Source organism: Nonlabens tegetincola, from assembly GCF_002954355.1.
In the GTDB taxonomy this organism is placed as follows: domain Bacteria; phylum Bacteroidota; class Bacteroidia; order Flavobacteriales; family Flavobacteriaceae; genus Nonlabens; species Nonlabens tegetincola.
The window spans coordinates 1-21,278 of sequence record NZ_MQVV01000017.1; the positions used below are offsets into that span (position 1 = coordinate 1).

Here is a 21,278-nt window from a genome sequence, read left to right on the forward strand (position 1 = left end):
CTTTTCAATAAGCTCTTCCTTGATATCTCCTTTAATCTGCTCAGCTCTTTTAGCGATAATTGAAATCGCTTCATACATATTACCAGTAGGTGAAGTAAGGGCATCACGATTGTAGGTAATAGTTGTAGTTGCTGCGTCTAAATTTTTAGTATCCATATTAATTACTCAAATTCTCTGATTCAAATTTTTCTATTTCGGCCATGATCTCCTGTGCATCTTCTTTATATTCACTATTAGGAAATCTGCGTGCAAAGTTATTATAATATTTTTTAGCAAGCGCTAATCGTTCTGGAATTAAATTTTCAAAACTATTAACAGCATAAATATACTGAGATTCAAAAAGATAATAATGTGCATCATCTAGGTAATTTGATCCTGGATGATCGATTATAAAATTCTCAAAACCTGCAATGGCTGCTTTAATATAAATTCCGCCTCTGTGATGATATTGTTTAGCAATTTCATAGGCCTTGCGATCTAATTTCTCTCTTAATTCAGCTACAAGAACATTAGCTTCTTCATTATACTTCCCTTCTGGGTAAGCATTTATATAATCTTGCAGTTTAACAAGTGCCGTATTAGTTTCAGATTGATCTTTAGAATATACAGGAGACATGTGATAGTAACTCTTGGCTCCTAAAAAAATCGCTTCCTCCACATTGTTATCTAAAGGGTGAGAAGTTACAAATCGCTCAAATTGATAAGCACTGCTTAAATACCTTCTATCTCCATAAAGCGCCTTGGCATACTTAATAGCCATAGGAGCAGCACTGTCAGTACCTCTATATAAGGGAATGATCTGTTCAAAAAGATCGATACTCTTACTATATTTCTCCTTCTTCATTAATGTATCAATCATACTCACCTTGACATTAGGATCATCTGATTTTAATGCCTTTTGATAAGGACCACAAGACACAAGAACTAAAAAGATAAAAAATATTAAAACAATTTGTTTCATACTACGGTATTGATAGGCTGCAAAAGTAATGTATTCACAACACTCCTTATAATTTTAATTGTGAACGACAGTTAATACGTTTTAGTACGCATTCATGAAATCAATTATACTAGTTCTCAATTTTTGTGAAACTGGCACTAGTGGTAATCTTAAATGTTCTTCACATAAATCGAGATGGGCTAGCATTGCCTTAATACCACCAGGATTTCCTTCGGCAAAGATTAAATCGATACTAGCTTCAAGTTTATGATGCAATTTATATGAATCAACTGCATTACCTTTTAAAGCTAGTCTAATCATTTCGCTAAAATCGCTAGGCAATCCTTGACCGATTACAGATATCACTCCAGCACCACCCGCAAGAGTCATTGCGTTGGCGATCATATCATCTCCAGATATCACGAGAAAATCATCTGGTGTATGTTTTATCATTTTCATGGCAGCTACAAGATCTCCTGCTGCTTCCTTTATCGCTACAATATTTGTATAATCATTTGCCAATCGAACTACGGTATCAACAGCCATATTACTCGCTGTTCTTCCAGGAACATTATATAAAATAATAGGCTTATCAGTAGCTTGTGCGACTGCTGCAAAGTGTTGATAGATACCTTCTTGAGTAGGTTTGTTGTAAGCAGGTGAGACACTAAGTACAGCATCAAAAGATGAAAGGTCAGTTTGTTTTAATTCATCTACTACAACAGCTGTATTACTACCACCTATACCTATTACAAGAGGCAATCGTCCTGCATTGGTTTCAACCACGGTTTTTACAACATCCTGTTTTTCCTGTTTAGAAAGGGTAACGCTTTCTCCAGTCGTTCCTAAGACAACTAGATATTCTATACCATTATCAATTTGGTAATTCACTACGGACTGTAAAGCACTGTGATCCACATCATCGTTTGCTTTAAAAGGAGTTACAAGTGCTACTCCTGTTCCTTTAAGTTGTTGCATATTATCGGGTTAAAATTTTTATATACTTTGCTATTTCTTTTACAAATACGTCTTTGTCGTTTGATGACACATTAATTGACAAATCATAAAGCTCTTCTCGTGCATCATTGATGGCTACTTTAAGAGCTGCCTGTGCCTTTATCGTCACAAATGTAGCTAGTTCATCCGGATCTTTTATGAGTAATATTTGTAAATCGTGTTTTTTTTCAAGCGCCTCGACTAGTTGCTCATCAACAACGGTTGCATTCCATTTAATAGACTTTTCATCAAACGGAATACCATCCATTTCATGTAATTTCTTTTTATCAGTTACTTGATTTAAAACTGTCAAGTTTTTATCGTCAATTTTAAGTTGTTCACACCACCTTAAAATATCATCATAGGCAATTTGACTAGCGCTAGAGGTTATGACTAACAATGATTTAGGTACCACAGGAACACTATTCCTGTTTTGCGATTTCAATTTTCTTATCGCTTTCCTCAGCGATCTACGCTTTATTCCTTTAAAAAACATTTACTTTTACTGTGGAAACAAAAATAGAATATTTCACATGGCTTTTTGCTACAACTTTCCTCTTAAAACAGATAGGAAATTAGGTGTTTATCTCGCTTTCGCGAAAGCGCTTTTCTTAATCACACTATTAACTAGTTGCAATTCAAACACAAACGTTCATTTAGATACCGTTGACTATAAACGAATAGAAATAAACGACTCACTAGCTCAAGAAGATAGTATCGCGCAATTTATTGCCCCTTATGGCGCAAAAATAAATCAAGAAATGAATAGAGTGCTTTGCTATAATCCTAAAAGCATGCACAAAAATGATACTCCACTGAACACAGCGCTTGGAAATATGCTATGTGAAATCATTGTGGAACAAGTTAATCCTGTTGTTAAAAGTAGGTTAGATACCAACATTGATGTTGTTTTACTAAATCACGGAGGAATAAGAGCTCCCTTACCAGCTGGTGAGGTAACAACCAAAAGAGCCTATGAAATAATGCCTTTTGAAAATGAGGTTGTGGTAGCACAGCTTAATAAAGCTCAAATGGAGCAACTTATCAAATATATAGTAGATAGAGAAAGAGCTCATCCTTTCTCCGGCATGAAAATTTCTTTAAATGCTGATAGTAGCCTGAATAATGTATCTATTAACGATCAACCTTTAACTGAAAAGATCTATTATGTTGCTACCAGTGATTACTTGTATAACGGCGGTGATAGCATGAACTTTTTTAACAATACAACGGTAACAAAAACTGATTATAAAATAAGAAATGCCATGATTGACTATTTCAAAAAGGTGGATACTCTTAAGTTTGAATCCGACAATAGATTTACTAAAGCAAATTAATCATGAAAAGAAGTACATTTCTTAAAAGTTCAACCGCTGCGGTAGCTGGAATGGGTTTATTTGCCAATTTTTCTACTGCAACCAGTTTATATAAAGTAAGTAGTATAACTGAGAAAAGCAAAAAGATCACCATTTTACATACTAATGATACTCACAGCCACATTGAACCTATTGTAGGAGGACGCAATGATGGTCGTGGTGGTGTTGCTCGTAGAGCAGCTTTAGTCAATCAAATTAGAAAGGAGAATCCTAATACTCTTTTGTTGGATTGTGGTGATATTTTTCAAGGAACCCCATACTTCAATTTCTATGGTGGAGAGCTAGAAATTAAACTCATGAGTATGATGGGTTATGATGCGGCAACAATTGGTAATCATGATTTTGATAATGGAATAGATGGGTTGTACAAGCAGCTTCCACATGCCAATTTTGACTTTGTAATATCCAATTATGATTTCAAGAATACCATATTGGATGGTCATACATTAGAAAACAAGATAGTGACACTAGACGGCATCAAAATAGGAATGTTCGGATTAGGAATCGAACTAGACGGATTAGTAAATAAGACCAACTATAAAGAAACCAAATACCTAGATCCTATAGATATCGCTACAGATCAGGCACGCATACTCAAAGAGGAAAAAGGATGCGATCTAGTTATTTGCATGTCGCATTTGGGATATTCCTATAAATCAGATACTGTAAGTGATGTAAGCCTAGCAGCAGCGACGTCAAATATTGATGTAATAATTGGTGGTCACACTCATACTTTTCTAGAAAAACCAGAATTGATTCTTAATAAAGAAGGAAAAAACGTGGTTGTTAATCAAGTAGGCTGCTATGGAATGTATCTAGGTAGAATAGATCTTTACTTAAACGAGACAGATATTAACAATCAAGCTGGAACCGTTTATAATCTATAGAAATTTTATTTTACTCTTTTAAATCCTCTTTCAGGGAATTGAGTATCATACTTAACAGGAGATTCTTCCATATGTTCGTAACAACTTTGAATTTTTTCAGAATCTGAAAACAGTAGCTTGTTCTGCTTATCAAGCCGTAGATAGAGTAAATAAATTTCATCACCTGCTCCACACATACCACGACCATTTCCTCCTGGCTTACTGGGTTCTATAACGGTGATAAGCATGTGAGTAATGTCATGAACTTCTTTAAATCCTTCTATGTGTACTTCATATACATATTCAAAACCCATCGTTCCAAAGTCTAATACCAGATCATCGTCAACCGTGAGGTAGGTATCATATTCCCCTAAATCCCAAAATTTACTTACCACATCTTCTTCAAACGTAACTTCCCAAACTTGTGAGGAACCTTTCTTATTCCAGCTCATATTATTGAATATACCATCATCAGAGTCTCCATAAAACTTCTCGTCATAATTTACTGGATGACAACTATAATCTTCATCAATTTCTAGTTGAAAATCGCCATCGTATTTTGCATAAATGATGAATTCCTCATTTTCTGGATAAGTTGAAAAATAAACCTGTATGGGTATTGATTGAGTACTTGAATCGTATTTATACCAACCTGTATATTCTCTTTCATATTCACAAAAACCTTGATATTCCATGTACAAGGTTATAGGATATTTACCTACCTTACCTTTTACCATCATTTGATTATTTGTGATAGTTCTATAGGAATAGGTTTGGGATTTCAACCCAAAACTATTTAAAGCGAGTAGAAAAACTATCAGTAATCTCATAATTACAGCATCTTTAAAAACTCTTGTTCGCTAATCATGGCAATACCCAATTTTTCAGCTTTAGCAAGTTTTGAAGGTCCCATTTTATCACCTCGAATGAGAAAGTCTGTTTTACTTGAAAGCGAGCTGCTTACCTTACCACCATTATCCTCAATAAGTTTTTTTAGATCATTACGCGACATTTCAAAAACACCAGAAACTACAAAGCTTTTACCAACTAGTTTATCAGTTTGACCTTCTAATTGCTCTTCACTTAATGAGAATTGTAATCCAGCATTTTTTAACCGTTCTAGAATGGATTGCTGCCTTTCGTCAACTATGAATTTTACAACAGTTTGTGCTATGCGGTCGCCTATTTCTGGGATAGCGGTTAGTTCTTGTAACTTCTTTTCTGTAGGACTGGAAACGTCGGCAAATAAATCTAGATTTTCTTTATCAGGTGCTTCTGGTAAAGCTATGAGAGCATCCATGTTTTTATAATGTTTGGCTAGTTTTTTTGCCACTGTTTCACCTACGTACCGTATTCCTAAAGCAAAAAGAACACGCTCAAATGGAATTTGCTTACTTGCTTGTATCCCGTTAATCATATTCTCTGCACTCTTTTGAGCCATACGTTCTAAAGGCAGAACTTGTTCAACGGTAAGGTCATATAAATCGGCATAGTTAGAAATTAGTCCTGCATCAACGAGTTGACCAACAGTCTCTGCTCCTATTCCATCAATATCCATTGCCTTTCTTGATATAAAATGCTCAATCCTACCTTTAATTTGTGGTGGGCATCCTAATTCATTGGGACAAAAATGTTGAGCTTCGCCTTCTTTACGGACTAGTTCTGTATTACATTCTGGACATCGTGTAGCATATTCAGTAGGACTGGAATTATCTGGTCGTTTAGTAAGCTCTACAGCAACAATTTTAGGGATAATTTCTCCACCTTTTTCTACATAGACCTCATCTCCTACTCTAATATCTAGTTTTTCAATTTGATCGGCATTATGTAAACTCGCTCTTTTTACCGTAGTACCTGAAATTTCAACCGGTTCTAGATTAGCTACTGGTGTTATGGCACCAGTACGACCTATTTGATAGGTGATTTCATTAAGTCTAGTACTCACCTGTTCTGCAGCAAATTTATAAGCCATTGCCCATCGTGGTGCCTTGGCCGTAAAGCCTAGTTCTTCTTGTTGTTGCAGGCTATTTACCTTTATAACAACTCCATCTGTTTCATAAGGTAAATCCTTTCTTGCAACATCCCAATGTTCTATATACTGCAACACCTCATCAATACTCTGCACCAATTGAGATTCTGCAGGCGCTTTGAAACCCCAATCACGCGCTAGGTTCAAACTGTCGTATTGTGATTGCACCGGTAAGTTATCTCCTGCAAGTTGATATAACAAACATTCCAGTGGTCGCTGTGCAACTATACTACTATCTTGTAATTTTAAACTACCACTAGCGGTATTACGTGGATTGCGATATAGTTCTAATCCTTGAGCTTCACGTTCTTGATTCATTTTATGAAATCCTTGCCACGGTAACACAATCTCACCACGAATTTCAAATTTATCAGGCACTTCACTAGCTCGTAGTTTTAATGGGACTGACTTAATGGTACGCACATTGGCAGTAACATTATCACCTTGAGTACCATCTCCACGAGTAACTGCCTTTACAAAAACTCCTTTTTCATACCTCAAACTTATACTTGCACCATCGTATTTAAGCTCGCATACATATTCAATAGGACCATCAACAATTTTTCTTAATCGCTGTTCCCAATCCAGTAAATCTTCTTTACTATAACTATTATCTAGTGAATACATGCGGTATTCATGCTTCACGGTTTCAAAATTCTTAGTGATTTCACCACCTACCCTAACACTGGGACTATTAGGGTCAAAAAACTCAGGATTTGCTGCTTCGAGTTGTTTGAGTTGCTCTAATTTCTTATCAAATTCAAAATCTGAAATGGTAGGATTGTCGTTTACATAATAGTTGTAATTATGTTCTCGCAATTCATTTCTTAATGCTAGTATTTGTTCTTCAGGACTCATTAAATTGTACTATCTTCTGCAAGTATTTTGTCGACTCTAAATTACAATAATGCTTCAAAGAATTCTACTAATCACCATATTGATATTAACAGTATTATCCTGTACCAAAACCACTAGACATGTAGACCTTAAAAGTCCCAGTATCATTCCAGCGCCGCAATCCTTGCAGGTAAATGATGGATATTTTACGTTTCATGAAAACACTTCGTTTAGGTTTGATCCTGAGTTTCCTATGGCTGGCAAGTTCTTACTTGATCATTTTGATAAAATGGGTTTTGACGAGTTAAACGATTATGATGATAAGGAAGACAACTACATCTATTTGAAATTCAATGAAGAGATCGATAGTACCGAAGGGTACCGAATGAAAATCGATCCTGAACGAATACTTATTCATGCCCGTACGGATGCAGGCGCTTTCTATGCGGTACAATCGCTCATCCAGTTGTTCCCCATACTTAATGACAAGGATGAAATTCACTTACCAGCACTAACCATTGAGGATGAACCACGTTTTAAATATCGTGGTATGCATCTCGACGTTTCTAGACATATGTTTCCAGTAGCGTTTATCAAGAAATACATCGATGCTATGGCGATGTTAAAGATGAATAATTTTCACTGGCATCTCACTGATGATCAAGGCTGGCGCATCGAGATCAAACAATATTCTAAACTTCAAGAAGTGGCTGCTTACCGTGACAGTACTTTACTAGGACATTACAACGATACACCGCACAAGTACAACACGACTAGATATGGTGGATACTACACACAAGATGAAGTGCGTGAGGTTATCGCTTTCGCGAAAGCGAGACACATCAACATCATTCCAGAAATCGAATTACCTGGTCATGCTCAAGCGGCCATTGCTGCCTATCCAGAACTAGGATGCGCCAATAAAGATGTGAATGTAGCTACAGAATGGGGCGTTTTTGACAACATTTATTGCCCTAACCCAGAGACTTTTGAGTTTCTAGAAAACGTACTAGACGAGGTAGCAGCCTTATTTCCATCACCATACATTCACATAGGCGGCGATGAGGCACCAAAAACACAGTGGAAACAAAGTGTAATCGCACAACGATTTATCAAAGAAAATGGATTAAAAGATGAATACGAATTACAATCCTACTTCATTAAACATTTTGAAAAATACCTAGCTTCAAAAGGCAAGAAAATCATCGGTTGGGATGAAATCCTAGAAGGCGGACTAGCAAAGGATGCCACAGTTATGAGTTGGCGCGGCATGCAAGGTGCCATAGACGCTGCAAAGAAAGGTAACGATGTTATTATGACGCCTACTTCTCATTGTTATTTTGACTATTACCAAAGTGATGATGAGAATGAACCACTAGCTATAGGCGGCTTTTTACCATTAGAAAAAGTGTATGGTTTCAATCCAATTCCAGATGAGCTTAGTGGTGAAGAAATAACGCACGTTTTAGGCGTACAAGGAAATGTATGGACTGAGTACATGCCTACTACAGATCAAGTAGAATACATGGCTTTCCCACGCATGCTAGCACTTAGTGAGGTCGCTTGGTCTCCAGTAGAAAAAAGAGATTATAACTTGTTTGTCAATAACCTAGAAGTCATGCTTCCACGGCTAGACGCTATGGATATTAAATACGCCAATCATTTATATGTAATTGAAGGAAATTTGAATGAAGATCAAGAATATGAATTAAGCACTAAAACCTTAGGCAAAGAAATCAGATACACTACTGACGGAACTGAGCCAAATACCAATTCAACTATTTATGAATCACCTATTCCATTTAAGGAAAACATGATTGTAAAAGCTCAAGTATTTGACAATGCTCAACCGCTTGGACGTTTATTCTCTCAAGAATTCCTTTATCATAAAGGTGTAGGCGCCACTATTACTATTAATCATCCACCACATAAATCCTATAGTGGTAGTGGTGCAAATGGACTTATCAATGGTATAGTAGGTAGTGATACACGTTATGGTGATAAAGAATGGTTGGGCTTTTGGGGTGATGATCTGGAAATTGAAATAGCATTTGATGAACCTACAGAAGTAAACGAAATCCAATTACGATTTTACCATGCACCTGGACAGTGGATTTATTCACCAAAATCATACGATTTGCATCTAGAGACTAAAATGGGTAGAATATCCGATCGGGTATTCATACCTAAAGGGAATGAAAATCTAATTACTTACAAATATAACAGTGAGAGATTCAAAGGTTATGAGGATATGATGTTTTACAAATTGGAACTGATTATCCCCAACTATGGTACCATTCCAGATGGCGCGCAAGGCGCTGGAAATAAAGCCTGGACATTTATTGACGAAATCATCATCAAATAAGCATGAACAACCTACCTAAACACCTACTTTTTTACCTAGTCTTTTTGACCGGATTATTAATCTGGTCTGGAATTGAACCTAAAGAACGATTTACTTGGTTTCTAGAAGTTCTTCCTGCCGTTATAGGGATGATGATATTGATTTTTACCTACAGGAACTTAAAGTTTTCAAACCTTACCTACTTCTGGATATTTGTTCATTGTATTATTTTAATTATAGGTGGAAAATATACCTATGCAGATGTACCACTTTTTGACTGGATACAAGAATACTTTGATCACTCCAGGAACAATTATGATAAGTTAGGGCATTTCATTCAAGGCTTTACACCAGCATTAATTGTGCGTGAAGTATTACTACGTAAAAACGTAGTTCACGGTAAAAAATGGCTCGCCCTTATCGTTATCTCAATTTGTTTAGCCATCAGCGCAGCTTATGAATTAATAGAAGCTGTCGTGTCCATGATCGTAAGTGATGGTGCAGACAGTTTTCTAGGTATGCAAGGTTATGTTTGGGACACGCAAACTGATATGCTACTTGCATTAATTGGTGCTTGTATCGCTGTTGCTTTTTTGAGTAATTTTCAAGATAATTCCATCGCTAAAATTGAAACAACATGATTTTAGAAATCTGCGCTGCAAATTATCAAAGCGCCATCAATGCTCAAAAGGCTGGCGCTCATCGCATTGAGCTATGTAACGAGTTAGCCGTAGGTGGCATCACGCCTAGCTTCGGACTGCTCAAAAAGGTAATTGCAGACCTCAACATTCCTGTAATTGTATTAATACGACCACGATCTGGTGATTTTGTGTACAGCAAAGCCGAGTTTGAAATCATGAAACAGGATATTCAACTTTGCAAAGAGTTAGGTGCCGCTGGTATTGTTTCCGGAGTATTGACTTCGGATTTTAAAGTGGATATTAAACGTACTAGCGAACTTATAGAGCTTTCTAGACCATTACCCTTTACCTTTCACAGAGCTTTTGATCACGTAGAAAATCCACAGCAGGCCTTGATTGATTTAATCAATTTAGGTGCACATCGCATACTCAGCTCTGGTCAGCAAGCTAGTGCTTTTGAAGGTATTAGTTTATTAATGGAGTTACAGCAACAAACAGGCGATGAATTAATTATCATGCCTGGTGGTGGCATTAATGCTAGTAATAGTGATGCTTTCGCGAAAGCGAACTTCAAAGAAATTCACGCAAGCGCTACAGCAATAAGTGAGCAAACCAGTGAAGAGAAATTGCCTATGAATACACCTAAATTTCTTCAAGAAAACATAGAAATCACATCAAACATTGAAAGCATTAAAGCAATCCTTAATAGAATCACGCATGAAATATAGTTGGCTCCTAATCATAGTGATTTCACTAGTCTCATGTAATGATAAACAACCCCATGTAAAGCGTCAATATCTTAACCATAACTGGTCCTTATTGAAAGAAGCTGACAATAGTTTAGTATCAGATTCTGTAAGAATTCCCTCTACGGTTCACAAAGAGTTATTACCACTTATCGAGCATCCTTTTCAAGCAAATAATGAAGACAGTTTACAATGGATTACTGAGGAAAACTGGATTTACAAAACCATTTTTAAGGTAAACAAAGAAATTCTTGACAAAGAACACATTACTTTAAACTTTGAAGGCATTGATACGTATGCCAGCATTGAGCTCAATGGCCATAAGATTCTTGACACCGACAATGCTTTTCTCAACTGGCAGATAGATGTAAAGCCATTTATAGAAAAAGAAAATGAGCTTTACGTTACCATAAAGTCTCCTTTAGAAAAAGAACTTCAAAAAGCAGCAGCAAATCCGTATCAATTACCAGAAGGAAATCGTGTTTACACACGTAAAGCACAATTTCAATACGGTTGGGATTGGGGTCCAAACCTAAACACTATGGGAGTTTGGAAATCAGTTTATCTTGAGGCTTACAACGATTTTAAAATTAAGGATATTTACTTAAAGCAAAATAGTCTTAATGATTCTATTGCAAATCTTTCGGCACAAGTGACATTATCAAAACCTGTTTCCTCACCGCTTACCTATTCTCTTAAAATCAATGACAGTATTTATCCATATAAAATTACAGACTCCTTGACAGTAGCCACAAAAACAGCTACTCAAGAACTGCATTTTGAAATACAAAATCCTAAAAAATGGTGGCCGCATAATCTAGGTGAACCCTATTTATATGAGGTAGAGATTAGCATTTTTAAAGATGAAAATCTTATTGATCAAAAAACAATTAATAAGGGACTGCGCACAGTAGAATTGGTAAATGAGCCAGACGAATACGGAACCAGCTTTTATTTCAAGGTGAACGACGTTCCGGTATATGCAAAAGGTGCAAACTACATTCCACAAAACAGCATGCAAGATTTGGTCACGGATGATCATTATGAAAAGCTTTTAAATGACGCTGTAGATGCAAATATGAACATGCTACGTGTTTGGGGTGGCGGCATTTATGAGAGTGATGTTTTCTATGAAAAATGTGACGAAAAAGGAATCATGGTATGGCAAGATTTTATGTTTGCTTGTGCGATGTATCCTAGTGGAGATAGCTTTCGCGAAAGCGTAAAAAAAGAGGTCACTCAACAACTTACTAGATTACGAGATCATTCGAGTATAGTACTGTGGTGCGGTAACAATGAAAGTCGTGAAGGCTGGCATCGTTGGGGCTGGCAAGAAGGTCGCAGCCAGCAAGAACGTGACAGTATTTGGGAAGACTACCGCAACATTTTTCAAATAGACATGCCGAAATACGTAGCCGAAATGACCAAGGAACCCTACTGGGAAAGCTCACCACAATACGGTCGTGGCAATCCTAAATATGAGTTTAATGGCGATGCACATGACTGGCGCGTGTGGCACGATGCTTACCCGTTTGAGCATTTTGAAGAGCATGTGCCAAGGTTTATGAGTGAATTTGGTTTTCAGGCGCATCCCTCTTATGAAACCATTCGCTACATTAATTCATCTGGTGAAGTAGATATTAAGTCAAAGGAATATGCTACACATCAAAAACACGCTCGAGGTGACGAGCTTATACAAACTTATATGGAGCGCGATTTTCCCATACCAGAAAATGATGAAGATTATGTGTACGTGAGTCAGCTCGTACAAGCTTATGGAATGTCTAAAGGTATTCAAGCACATCGTCGTGCGCGACCTTACAATATGGGAACGCTATACTGGCAGCTCAACGACTGCTGGCCAGCGGTAAGCTGGTCGAGTATCGATTATTTTGGCAACTGGAAAGCCTTACACTATCAGGTAAAACGTGATTTTGAGAATGTTCTAATTAGTAACGTAGTTGAAAATGATACTTTGAAGACGTATGTGGTAAATGATAATCTCGAGACAGAAGTAGGCGATTTCAAAATCGAAATCAAAGACTTTTCGGGCAAATCGCTTTTTGTTGATGCCATCGATAGTTCTATATGCTCAGTTAATGCTGGTTCTAGTGAGCTCATTCATGCGCTTTCCTTAAAACATTTAAACCTTGATCTAAACAAAATTTACGTGTCTTACCAATTTGGTAATCACAAAAGCATTAAAACTTTAACAAGACCAAAAGATCTCAAATTACCTAAAGCAGAAATCAAAATAAAAAGTCCAAAGCGTAATGACTTTTATGAAATTACGATCGTTTCAAATGTATTTGTAAAGGATCTATTTGTCTTTTCTAGTATAGATGGTCATTTTTCTGATAATTTCTTTGACTTGGAGCCTAATACTGAAAAATCAATTCTGTTCTATCCAAAATCGGAAGAGCATGGTGTCCTGCATATTAATAGCTTAAATGATATGGTAAGGATCAGTGTGAAATAATTTTGTTTATTGCTCCAAAGAACCAAACAATTCTTTTCTCAAAAGCAAGATCAAAATTAAAAAGTAAAATATGTAATTTAAAAAGTAAGCCATTACTACAGCATTTTTTCCATAGTACGGTAATAAAACCATCGTAAAAAGATAGAAACAAAAAATGCTTATAAGTTCAGCCACTAGATAGCGCTTAAGATCATTTAATGCGATAAACCTAAAAGCCATTACAGTGGTGATGACCTTTATAAAATCACCTAATAATTGCCATTTAAACATGCTAGAAGCAGGTAAAAACTCTGACGTGAATAAATATTCAAGAATAAAATCTCTACATAAATAAACAGATATAAGTCCTGCTACAACCATAGGAAGTATGGTTTTATAAAAATTCCATATCGTACTTCTATATTGTTTAAAACTAGAATCCTTGCTCAAATTAGGTAATACGTATAAACTGATTAAGGTGGTAACAAATACCATGTAATATCCTGAAATACGTTGAACAGATTCCCACCATCCTGCTGCATGGTCACTTACTTGATCAATAACCTCGTTGCGCACTTCAATATTTACAAGCGGTATAAGTATAGCGCTCACTAAAGCCATAACACTGTATTTAAAGAGCTGTAGTGCTTGCTCATTACTCCATTCAATTGAAAAGGTGAGCACTCCTTTCTTACCTTTTAAATAAAAGAAGTACACCAAAAGAGCCAAAATAAATTGAACATAAGGTGTCACGGCTATACTAAGCAGCGCACCGTATAAATTCTCATTTACAATCAAATAAGCGCCCAGAGCAAATACCGACAAGGCAACGATAATATTAAGAACCACATAGGTCTTAAACCACTCAAATCCTTGCAACAAGGAACTTACTGCAACAAAAACAAAGTAAAATGGTAATGAACAGCCAAAGATCCGTAAGACAAATGAATAACTATCACTATCGAATAAATACAAAGACAGCCAGCTAGCTGTAAAGTTGATACCTATAGCGGTTAATACGCTTACTATAAAAGTTGCTATCCATGCTGTTGTAAAAGTTTTGCTTAATAGTTTAGGCTCATTCTTTAAGGCAGCAGCGTTTTTAGTAAGACCGTTTTCCAATCCCAGAACGGACAGGCTTTGAAGTCCTTGAGAAAAATTACGTAAGTTTCCTAAATAACCCAATCCTGCATCACCTACAAATCGAGCCAAAAGATTAGACATAACAGCACCTAGCGCAATCCTGACAAGAATAAAAATACTATTCCAACTTGCCATTTTAAGCAGCATATTTCTATTAAACAATAAAAACAGCCTGCGCATCAATAAGAATTTATGGTTTGTATAATATGATGAACCTCTTGAGTATCTAACAAAGGATGGCATGGAAGACTTACCTGTTTTTGATGTCTACTTTCTGTGGCGGGAAATTGTAAGTCATTCCACTTAGAAAATGCTTTTTGTTGATGAGGTGGTACCTCATAATGACATCCAGTTTGTATTCCATGATGTTTCATAAAGTCTATAAAGGCTACCCTATCTTCTACAAAAATTGGGTAAATATGAAACACTGAACGATTTGCTAATTGCGTGCTTAGTAGCTGCACCTTTTTGTTATCAATACCTTGCCTATATTTGTATGCGATGGATCTACGAGAGTTGTTGTCGTTTTCTAAAACCTGTAATCGCGTACTCAAAAATAGGGCCTGTAAAGGATCCATGCGTGAATTTACTCCTACTTCACTATTTAAAAATTGGGAATCACGCCCGTAATTGGCGATTTTGCGACACATTGCAGCTAGCTCTTGGTCGTTTGTGGTGATAGCGCCTGCATCACCTAGTGCTCCTAAATTTTTAGTAGGATAAAAAGAAAAGGCACTTGCCGCTGCAAGACTTCCACTAGTTTTACCACTACTTGTACGACCACCGTGAGATTGTGCTGTATCGGTATATATTTTTTTGTGGTTCGCTTTCGCGAAAGCGTACACATCATCATCTACCATGATTCCATATAGATCCACAACTATAATAGCATCATAGTCTTCTTTAATTTTTTTAAGATCATCAACCTGTACGACACACTGCTCGGTTTCAAATAATACAGGCGTGTGATGGCTGTGAACAACGCTTAAAATAGTTGCTATATAAGTATTTGCTGGCACCGCAATTTTAGCATTTTTAGGAAGTCGATTTAGAGCGGTTTCTGCTCTTAGGATAATACTCAAGGCATCCAATCCATTACCAGTACTCACGCAATACTGAACGTTACAATAGCTTGCAAATTCCTTTTCAAATGTATCTACAAATTGACCTCCAATATACCTACCAGATTCATGCAACTCTTTTATAGATTCCATATCCTGAGGTAGAAATCGGTTTTGTATTTTTTTTAAATCGAGAAATGGAATGTGCACAAAAATTATTTATTACGAATATATAAAGAGTTTCCTATACAGGTATCTCGCTTAAAAACCATCTATAAGCCAGGTAAATTAAAAACCCAAAGTTGATTATTGTAACAATGAATTTCTTTACAGTAAAAGGTCTTTTAAAACTTAACAAACTTGCTATAGATCCAGCTATCACAATCACTGCAAAAAAGGTCATGAGATACGATATCCATGAACTGATATCATTAGAGACTGTGCGAGGAATAAAACTTAGTATTATGAAAATTCCAAATACTACAACCTGTATAACGGCAAAATGAAAGGCTTTCTTTTCCAATGATTTACATTAAAATAACACTCATTAACTATGCTTAACCCAAATGTAACACCTTGAAATGGAACACCACCGTACATTTGTAATGAATTACATAACAAACGAAATAATTATTGTAATATTCGATATAAAGAAAAACTTAAACTAAAGTTTTTCTTGCTATGAAAAAGAAAAATATTCCTTAATCGACTTTGATTGTTAAAAGATTCATTTGATAAAATAGCCTAAAACCAGCGCCTGATTAGCGCTGGTTTTTTTATTTTTTATGTGGTTTAAAATGCCAAACCGTTTGTATTTCAAAACTCGCTCCCATCTCCTTCTTATTTTTAGCGAGGCCTTTATTTATTCCTCCATTAGGATCATCTACGGCACCTAGATCATATTTAGTGATATTACACTGTCTTAAAACTTCTATAGTTTCTAAATATAAAAAATCCATAGCCCTTAATGATCTTGCCTCAATTGTACTTGCCATATATTGAGCTCTTGCAATGTTCCCTTTGATGAACATTACGACACCGGCAATTATTCCCTCTTGATTAGAAACAGTATAAAGTCTGATTTCTTTGGGAAATTTACTCTTCAACTCTTCAATTTCTTGAAGACTATGAACAGGACTAGCAGCATATTTATGTTGCAACAAGGGTACTAATACTTGATTCCAAAATTCACCCCAGTTATCATTTTCCTGAAAAATTAAATGATTCCAATTACCATTGCGATAACCAGCGGTCCGTTTAGATGAAATAGACAAATCAACATTTAATTCAAGGTATGCATTATTAACCCTTTTAAATGGCTGAAAGTCTATACTTTCAATTACCTCATTTATAAAACGGTTGATTTGAGAATAAGAGTTAAACGGTTGTTTGATAGTAATCTCCTTAATTTCATTTGAAATTAAATAAGACACCACTTGATTCATAACCTGTTTAAGAACATCCTTTGATAACTCTTGGTCTAGAATTATACCGCCGTAAGTAAGACCTTGATGACTGTACCACTTGTCTCCTACTCTATTGCCAGGTAATACAGCAATAAGAGTTTGTGACCTATAAACCATTAGGCTATAATCATTAAAACGATCCTCATGGTACTCCATGAAAGATCGTTTTAATATAAAGGTCCCGTTAAGAGATGAATCTATAAATTTATTCCATGAAGTAGCATCATCACTAGAATAACGATGGATGACTATTTCATTATTCATAAACTAGTTTAATAATTCTCTAGCCGCTTGTAGCGCTTGATCGATTCCTGCTGGATTTTTTCCTCCTGCTGTTGCAAAATGGGGTTGTCCACCACCACCACCTTGTATAAACTTACCTAGTTCTCTTACAATTTGTCCAGCGTTTAATTTCTTTTGATCTACAAGATTCTTTGAGATAATTACAGTAAGTGTGGCTTTATCACCTGCGTTTGATCCAATGATCAGGAACAAGTTAGTGATCTCTTGATCGATTGAAAAAGCCAGGTCTTTAACAGACTTTGCATCTAGATCAGTCTTTGAAGCAATAAATTGAACACCATTTATATCTTCTGCGCTATCAATCAACTCTTGTTTTAGATTGCCTGCTTTAGCTTTTTTCAATTCCTCAATCTCTTTTTTAAGATTCGAATTTTCTTCTTGTAGGGATTGAATAGCTGTTACAGGTTCTTTTGCGTTTTTTAACAGGGCTTTAATCTGCTCAAAATGTTTTGATTGATCATAAAAGAAATCCTTGACTGCATCGCCAGTAATAGCTTCGATACGGCGTATTCCTGCAGCTACTGCAGATTCATTTGTGATTTTGAAATGCCACACATCACTGGTGTTTTTAACATGTGTACCACCGCATAATTCATAACTGCTTCCAAATTTTATGGTACGTACTACGTCTCCATATTTCTCGCCAAATAAACCTATCGCACCATCTTTGATGGCATCTTCATAGGTATTGTTTCTATTTTCTTCCAGTTGTAATTGTTCAGCAATACGAGCATTTACAAAATCCTCAACTTGTTTAAGTTCTTCAATGGTTACTTTAGAAAAATGTGAAAAGTCAAAACGCAAACTAGCACTGCGTACCATACTTCCTTTTTGTTCTACATGAGTTCCCAAAATTTTACGCAACCCTTGATGTAAAAGGTGTGTAGCTGTATGGTTAGCACTGGTTCTAAAACGCTGCTTTTGGTCAACTTGAACGATGAACGTTCCTCCTAACTCTTTAGGCAGGTTTTTAGTTATGTGCACTGTTTGCCCGTTTTCTTTCTTAGTATCAATGATGTATACCGTATCACCATTTACACCTTCAATATATCCCTTGTCTCCTGTTTGTCCACCACTTTCTCCATAAAAAGGTGTCATGTTAAAGACAAGTTGATAGCGATCACCATCTTTTTTAGTCGTTACTTTCCTATATTTTGATATACGTACTTTGGCATCTAGTTTATCATAACCAATAAACTCTTGTGTATCATCATCACCTAGTATTACCCAGTCAGACGTTTCTGTTTCACTTGCCTTTCTAGAACTTTCTTGTTGTTTTTTTAAGGCCGCAGTAAATCCTTCTTCATCCATTTTGAGTTGTTGCTCGCTTAGAATAAGTCGAGTAAGCTCTTTTGGAAAACCATAAGTATCATTAAGTTCAAATGCTTTTTTACCTTCTAGCGTATCCTGGCCTTGTGATTTTAAGTTAGCAATCATGCTATCAAGCAAGGCTAGACCATTTTCTAGGGTACGTAAGAAAGAAATCTCCTCTTCTTTGATCACATTTAAAATCAAGTTCTTTTGAGATTTCAACTCAGGAAACGCCTCACCTAATTGTTTGGATAAGGTCGTTACTAATTGATAAATAAAAGGTTCCTTTCTATCCAAGTATGTAAAGCCATATCTTATAGCTCTTCTTAAGATCATTCTTATAACATAACCAGCACCATTGTTTGACGGCAATTGACCATCAGCAATAGAAAAAGACACTGCTCTCACATGATCTGCGATTACACGTATTGCAATATCTTCTTGCTCTGTTTTTCCATAAGCATGACCAGTAATAGTTTCAATCTCTCTAATTAGTGGTTGGAAAACATCAGTATCATAATTTGACTTTACTCCTTGTAAAACCATTGCCAAACGTTCAAACCCCATTCCTGTATCTACATGCTGTGCAGGAAGGTTTTCTAAAGAACCATCAGCAAGTCTATTAAACTGCATGAATACAAGATTCCAAATTTCAATCACTTGTGGATGATCCATATTGACTAGTGTAGCACCGTCAACCTCTTGTTTTTCCTTGTCGCTTCTAATGTCAACATGAATTTCAGAACAAGGACCGCATGGTCCTTGCGCGCCCATTTCCCAAAAGTTGTCTTTTTTATTACCGTTTAGGATTCTATCCTCAGCAATGTGTTGTTTCCAAAAATCATACGCCTCGGTATCGCGCGATAATCCTTCGGCATCATCACCTTCAAAAATAGTTACGTATAAATGATCTTTAGGAATTTTATATACTTCTGTAAGCAGTTCCCAAGCCCAATCAATAGCTTCTTTCTTAAAGTAATCACCAAAACTCCAGTTACCTAGCATCTCAAACATGGTATGGTGATAGGTATCAACTCCTACTTCTTCTAAGTCGTTATGCTTACCACTTACTCGCAAACACTTCTGACTATCGGCAACTCTGTTATTCTTTGGCTCTGAGTTTCCTAGAAAGTACTCTTTAAATTGATTCATACCTGCGTTTGTAAACATCAAGGTAGGATCGTCTTTTAACACCATAGGTGCGCTGGGTACAATTTGATGACTTTTTTCAGCAAAAAAATCTAGAAAGGTCTGTCTTATCTGCTTAGAATTCATACTGGTGGTCTATGAGTTTTAATTTTATATTTTTGTAAAAATCGGTAAGGGCAATTTCCTGCATCAATTAAGTACCTTTACTACTTATTTTGATTTTTAATATTACGCTTTCGCGAAAGCGTAATAAACTAAAAACAATACCGTTTTCAACACAGCAAAAATAGTATAAAAAGCATGTCTAAAATTAAGTATTACTACGATTCTGAAACTCTATCCTATAGAAAGGTGGAACGCAAGAAGCGTCATGTATTTTTTAGATTTATAGGATTTCTCGCTGCGAGTATGCTTTTTGGCCTATTATTCTTCTTCATCATTAATCAATACGTGGAGTCTCCTGCGCTGGTTGACGCCAAGGCCGAAAATGAATTTATGAAGCTCGAGGTTGAAAAAGCAAATGAGCAAATAAACAATCTGGCGCAAGTCATTGCCGAGGTTGAGGAGCGCGATAATACTATATACCGTATCTATTTTGACGCTGCGCCTATAAGTGACGAGCAACGCATGGCCGGTTTTGGCGGTGTAAATAGATACAAGGATCTTGAAGGTTTTAATACTAGTGAACGAGTTATACAGCTTAAAAAAGATATTGACCAACTTAAAAAAAGAGTGGCTATACAATCACAATCGCTTGATGAAATAGCAGAATTAGCCAAGGACAAAGAAAAACTTCTCGCTTCTATTCCAGCGATTCAACCTGTACGTAATCAGGATTTAACAAGGATGGCAAGTGGATATGGGTATAGAACCGATCCTTTTAATAAAACAAGAAAGTTTCACTACGGAATGGATTTTACTGCTCCTAGAGGAACACCTGTGTATGCAACTGGTGATGGTGTTGTTACAAGAGCAGATGCTAACAGCTCGGGTTATGGAAATCATATAAGAATTGATCATGGTTTTGGTTACATCTCGTTATACGCTCATTTAAATGCTAAAAATCCTTACAACGTGCGTGTAGGACAAAAAGTAAAGCGTGGTGACATAATTGGTTATGTGGGTAGTACAGGACGCTCGCAAGCTCCTCATTTACATTATGAGGTGTCTAAGGATGGAGAGCGCATCAACCCTATCAATTTCTATTATGGAAATTTATCTCCTGAAGAGTTTAACGAATTGCTGAAGAAATCGCAGCAAGAAAATATTTCTCTAGATTAATGCATATCGACCTACCTGAAAAATTGTATTACAGTATAGGCGAGGTGTCTAGAGCTTTTGATGTCAATCCATCATTAATCAGGTATTGGGAAAAGGAGTTTGATGTATTACAACCCAAGAAAAATGCTAAGGGTAATAGAAAATTTACTAAAGACGACATCAAAAATTTACAAACCATCTATCGATTAGTAAAGGAACAAGGTTTTACACTTGAAGGTGCCCGCGAATACATGCGTACACACAAAAATCAATTAGATAAATTTGATATTATTCAAAAATTAGAAAACGTCAAGGCCGAACTTCTCAAGATTAAAAAGCAAATGGATTAACC

General features: G+C 36.2%; 19 protein-coding genes. 9 read left to right on the forward strand and 10 right to left on the reverse strand.

From position 1 onward, the window contains the following. From BST93_RS11555 to BST93_RS11570, 4 genes are all read right to left on the reverse strand, one after another. The coding region (locus tag BST93_RS11555) for a DNA-directed RNA polymerase subunit omega (protein WP_146105022.1) at positions 1-156 on the reverse strand (156 nt) is incomplete at its 3' end. Position 157: 1 nt separating this feature from the next. Continuing rightward, positions 158-961 (reverse strand): outer membrane protein assembly factor BamD, encoded by an 804-nt coding sequence (locus tag BST93_RS11560; protein WP_105017673.1) that lies wholly within the window; start codon positions 959-961, stop codon positions 158-160. Positions 962-1,042: 81 nt separating this feature from the next. Next, positions 1,043-1,918: a 4-hydroxy-tetrahydrodipicolinate synthase gene (dapA, locus tag BST93_RS11565; RefSeq protein ID WP_105017672.1), complete on the reverse strand. Its 876-nt coding sequence runs from the start codon at positions 1,916-1,918 to the stop codon at positions 1,043-1,045. A 1-nt stretch (position 1,919) separates the two neighbouring features. Next, positions 1,920-2,432, reverse strand: a complete 513-nt coding sequence (locus BST93_RS11570) for a DUF6913 domain-containing protein (protein WP_373420722.1) — start codon at positions 2,430-2,432, stop codon at positions 1,920-1,922. A 37-nt stretch (positions 2,433-2,469) separates the two neighbouring features. Here BST93_RS11570 and BST93_RS11575 point away from each other — a divergent pair, with 37 nt between their 5' ends. Beyond that, the gene (locus BST93_RS11575; RefSeq protein ID WP_181072503.1) at positions 2,470-3,273 is read left to right on the forward strand and encodes a 5'-nucleotidase C-terminal domain-containing protein; all 804 of its coding nucleotides are present in this window, start codon (positions 2,470-2,472) and stop codon (positions 3,271-3,273) included. A 2-nt stretch (positions 3,274-3,275) separates the two neighbouring features. Further along, on the forward strand, positions 3,276-4,199 hold the full coding sequence (locus BST93_RS11580) for a metallophosphatase (protein ID WP_105019266.1): 924 nt from the start codon (positions 3,276-3,278) through the stop codon (positions 4,197-4,199). A gap of 5 nt (positions 4,200-4,204) precedes the next feature. Here the strand turns inward: BST93_RS11580 and BST93_RS11585 are convergent, their stop codons facing one another. Both BST93_RS11585 and ligA read right to left on the reverse strand, forming a co-directional pair. Continuing rightward, positions 4,205-5,008, reverse strand: coding sequence for a hypothetical protein (locus BST93_RS11585; RefSeq protein ID WP_105019267.1), 804 nt, complete (start codon positions 5,006-5,008; stop codon positions 4,205-4,207). Positions 5,009-5,010: 2 nt separating this feature from the next. Beyond that, on the reverse strand, positions 5,011-7,065 hold the full coding sequence (gene ligA, locus BST93_RS11590; RefSeq protein ID WP_105019268.1) for an NAD-dependent DNA ligase LigA: 2,055 nt from the start codon (positions 7,063-7,065) through the stop codon (positions 5,011-5,013). Positions 7,066-7,114: 49 nt separating this feature from the next. Here ligA and BST93_RS11595 point away from each other — a divergent pair, with 49 nt between their 5' ends. Genes BST93_RS11595 through BST93_RS11610 form a run of 4 tightly spaced genes read left to right on the forward strand, consistent with a single transcriptional unit; the run spans position 7,115 to position 13,254 of the window. Continuing rightward, positions 7,115-9,409 (forward strand): beta-N-acetylhexosaminidase, encoded by a 2,295-nt coding sequence (locus BST93_RS11595; RefSeq protein WP_105019296.1) that lies wholly within the window; start codon positions 7,115-7,117, stop codon positions 9,407-9,409. 2 nt (positions 9,410-9,411) lie between these two features. Further along, positions 9,412-10,029, forward strand: coding sequence for a DUF2238 domain-containing protein (locus BST93_RS11600; RefSeq protein WP_105019297.1), 618 nt, complete (start codon positions 9,412-9,414; stop codon positions 10,027-10,029). Next, the gene (locus BST93_RS11605) at positions 10,026-10,757 is read left to right on the forward strand and encodes a copper homeostasis protein CutC (protein WP_105019298.1); all 732 of its coding nucleotides are present in this window, start codon (positions 10,026-10,028) and stop codon (positions 10,755-10,757) included. Before BST93_RS11600 ends, BST93_RS11605 begins: the two co-directional genes overlap by 4 nt. Then, a complete protein-coding gene (locus BST93_RS11610) occupies positions 10,747-13,254 on the forward strand; it encodes a beta-mannosidase (protein WP_105019299.1) in 2,508 nt (835 codons plus the stop codon). Before BST93_RS11605 ends, BST93_RS11610 begins: the two co-directional genes overlap by 11 nt. Before the next feature lie 6 nt (positions 13,255-13,260). Here the strand turns inward: BST93_RS11610 and BST93_RS11615 are convergent, their stop codons facing one another. Further along, complete coding sequence (locus tag BST93_RS11615) at positions 13,261-14,511, reverse strand: O-antigen translocase (RefSeq protein ID WP_258150535.1); 1,251 nt, start codon at positions 14,509-14,511, stop codon at positions 13,261-13,263. Positions 14,512-14,555: 44 nt separating this feature from the next. Further along, the gene (locus BST93_RS11620; protein WP_258150536.1) at positions 14,556-15,590 is read right to left on the reverse strand and encodes a DegT/DnrJ/EryC1/StrS family aminotransferase; all 1,035 of its coding nucleotides are present in this window, start codon (positions 15,588-15,590) and stop codon (positions 14,556-14,558) included. A gap of 149 nt (positions 15,591-15,739) precedes the next feature. Between BST93_RS11620 and BST93_RS11625 the strand changes: the two genes are divergently transcribed. Next, complete coding sequence (locus BST93_RS11625; protein WP_146105023.1) at positions 15,740-15,943, forward strand: hypothetical protein; 204 nt, start codon at positions 15,740-15,742, stop codon at positions 15,941-15,943. Positions 15,944-16,213: 270 nt separating this feature from the next. Here BST93_RS11625 and BST93_RS11630 read toward each other — a convergent pair whose 3' ends face one another. Both BST93_RS11630 and alaS read right to left on the reverse strand, forming a co-directional pair. Continuing rightward, on the reverse strand, positions 16,214-17,167 hold the full coding sequence (locus BST93_RS11630; protein WP_105019303.1) for a GNAT family N-acetyltransferase: 954 nt from the start codon (positions 17,165-17,167) through the stop codon (positions 16,214-16,216). 3 nt (positions 17,168-17,170) lie between these two features. Further along, the gene (gene alaS / locus BST93_RS11635; protein ID WP_105019304.1) at positions 17,171-19,792 is read right to left on the reverse strand and encodes an alanine--tRNA ligase; all 2,622 of its coding nucleotides are present in this window, start codon (positions 19,790-19,792) and stop codon (positions 17,171-17,173) included. A gap of 174 nt (positions 19,793-19,966) precedes the next feature. On the opposite strand from alaS, the gene BST93_RS11640 reads away from it, so the two are divergent. Together BST93_RS11640 and BST93_RS11645 are read left to right on the forward strand one after the other, a co-directional pair. Then, entirely contained in the window at positions 19,967-20,947 is a 981-nt protein-coding gene (locus BST93_RS11640) for a M23 family metallopeptidase (protein WP_042280406.1), read from the forward strand. Beyond that, positions 20,947-21,276: a MerR family transcriptional regulator gene (locus BST93_RS11645; RefSeq protein WP_042280408.1), complete on the forward strand. Its 330-nt coding sequence runs from the start codon at positions 20,947-20,949 to the stop codon at positions 21,274-21,276. The genes BST93_RS11640 and BST93_RS11645 overlap by 1 nt, the downstream gene beginning before the upstream one ends. Positions 21,277-21,278: the final 2 nt, after the last annotated feature.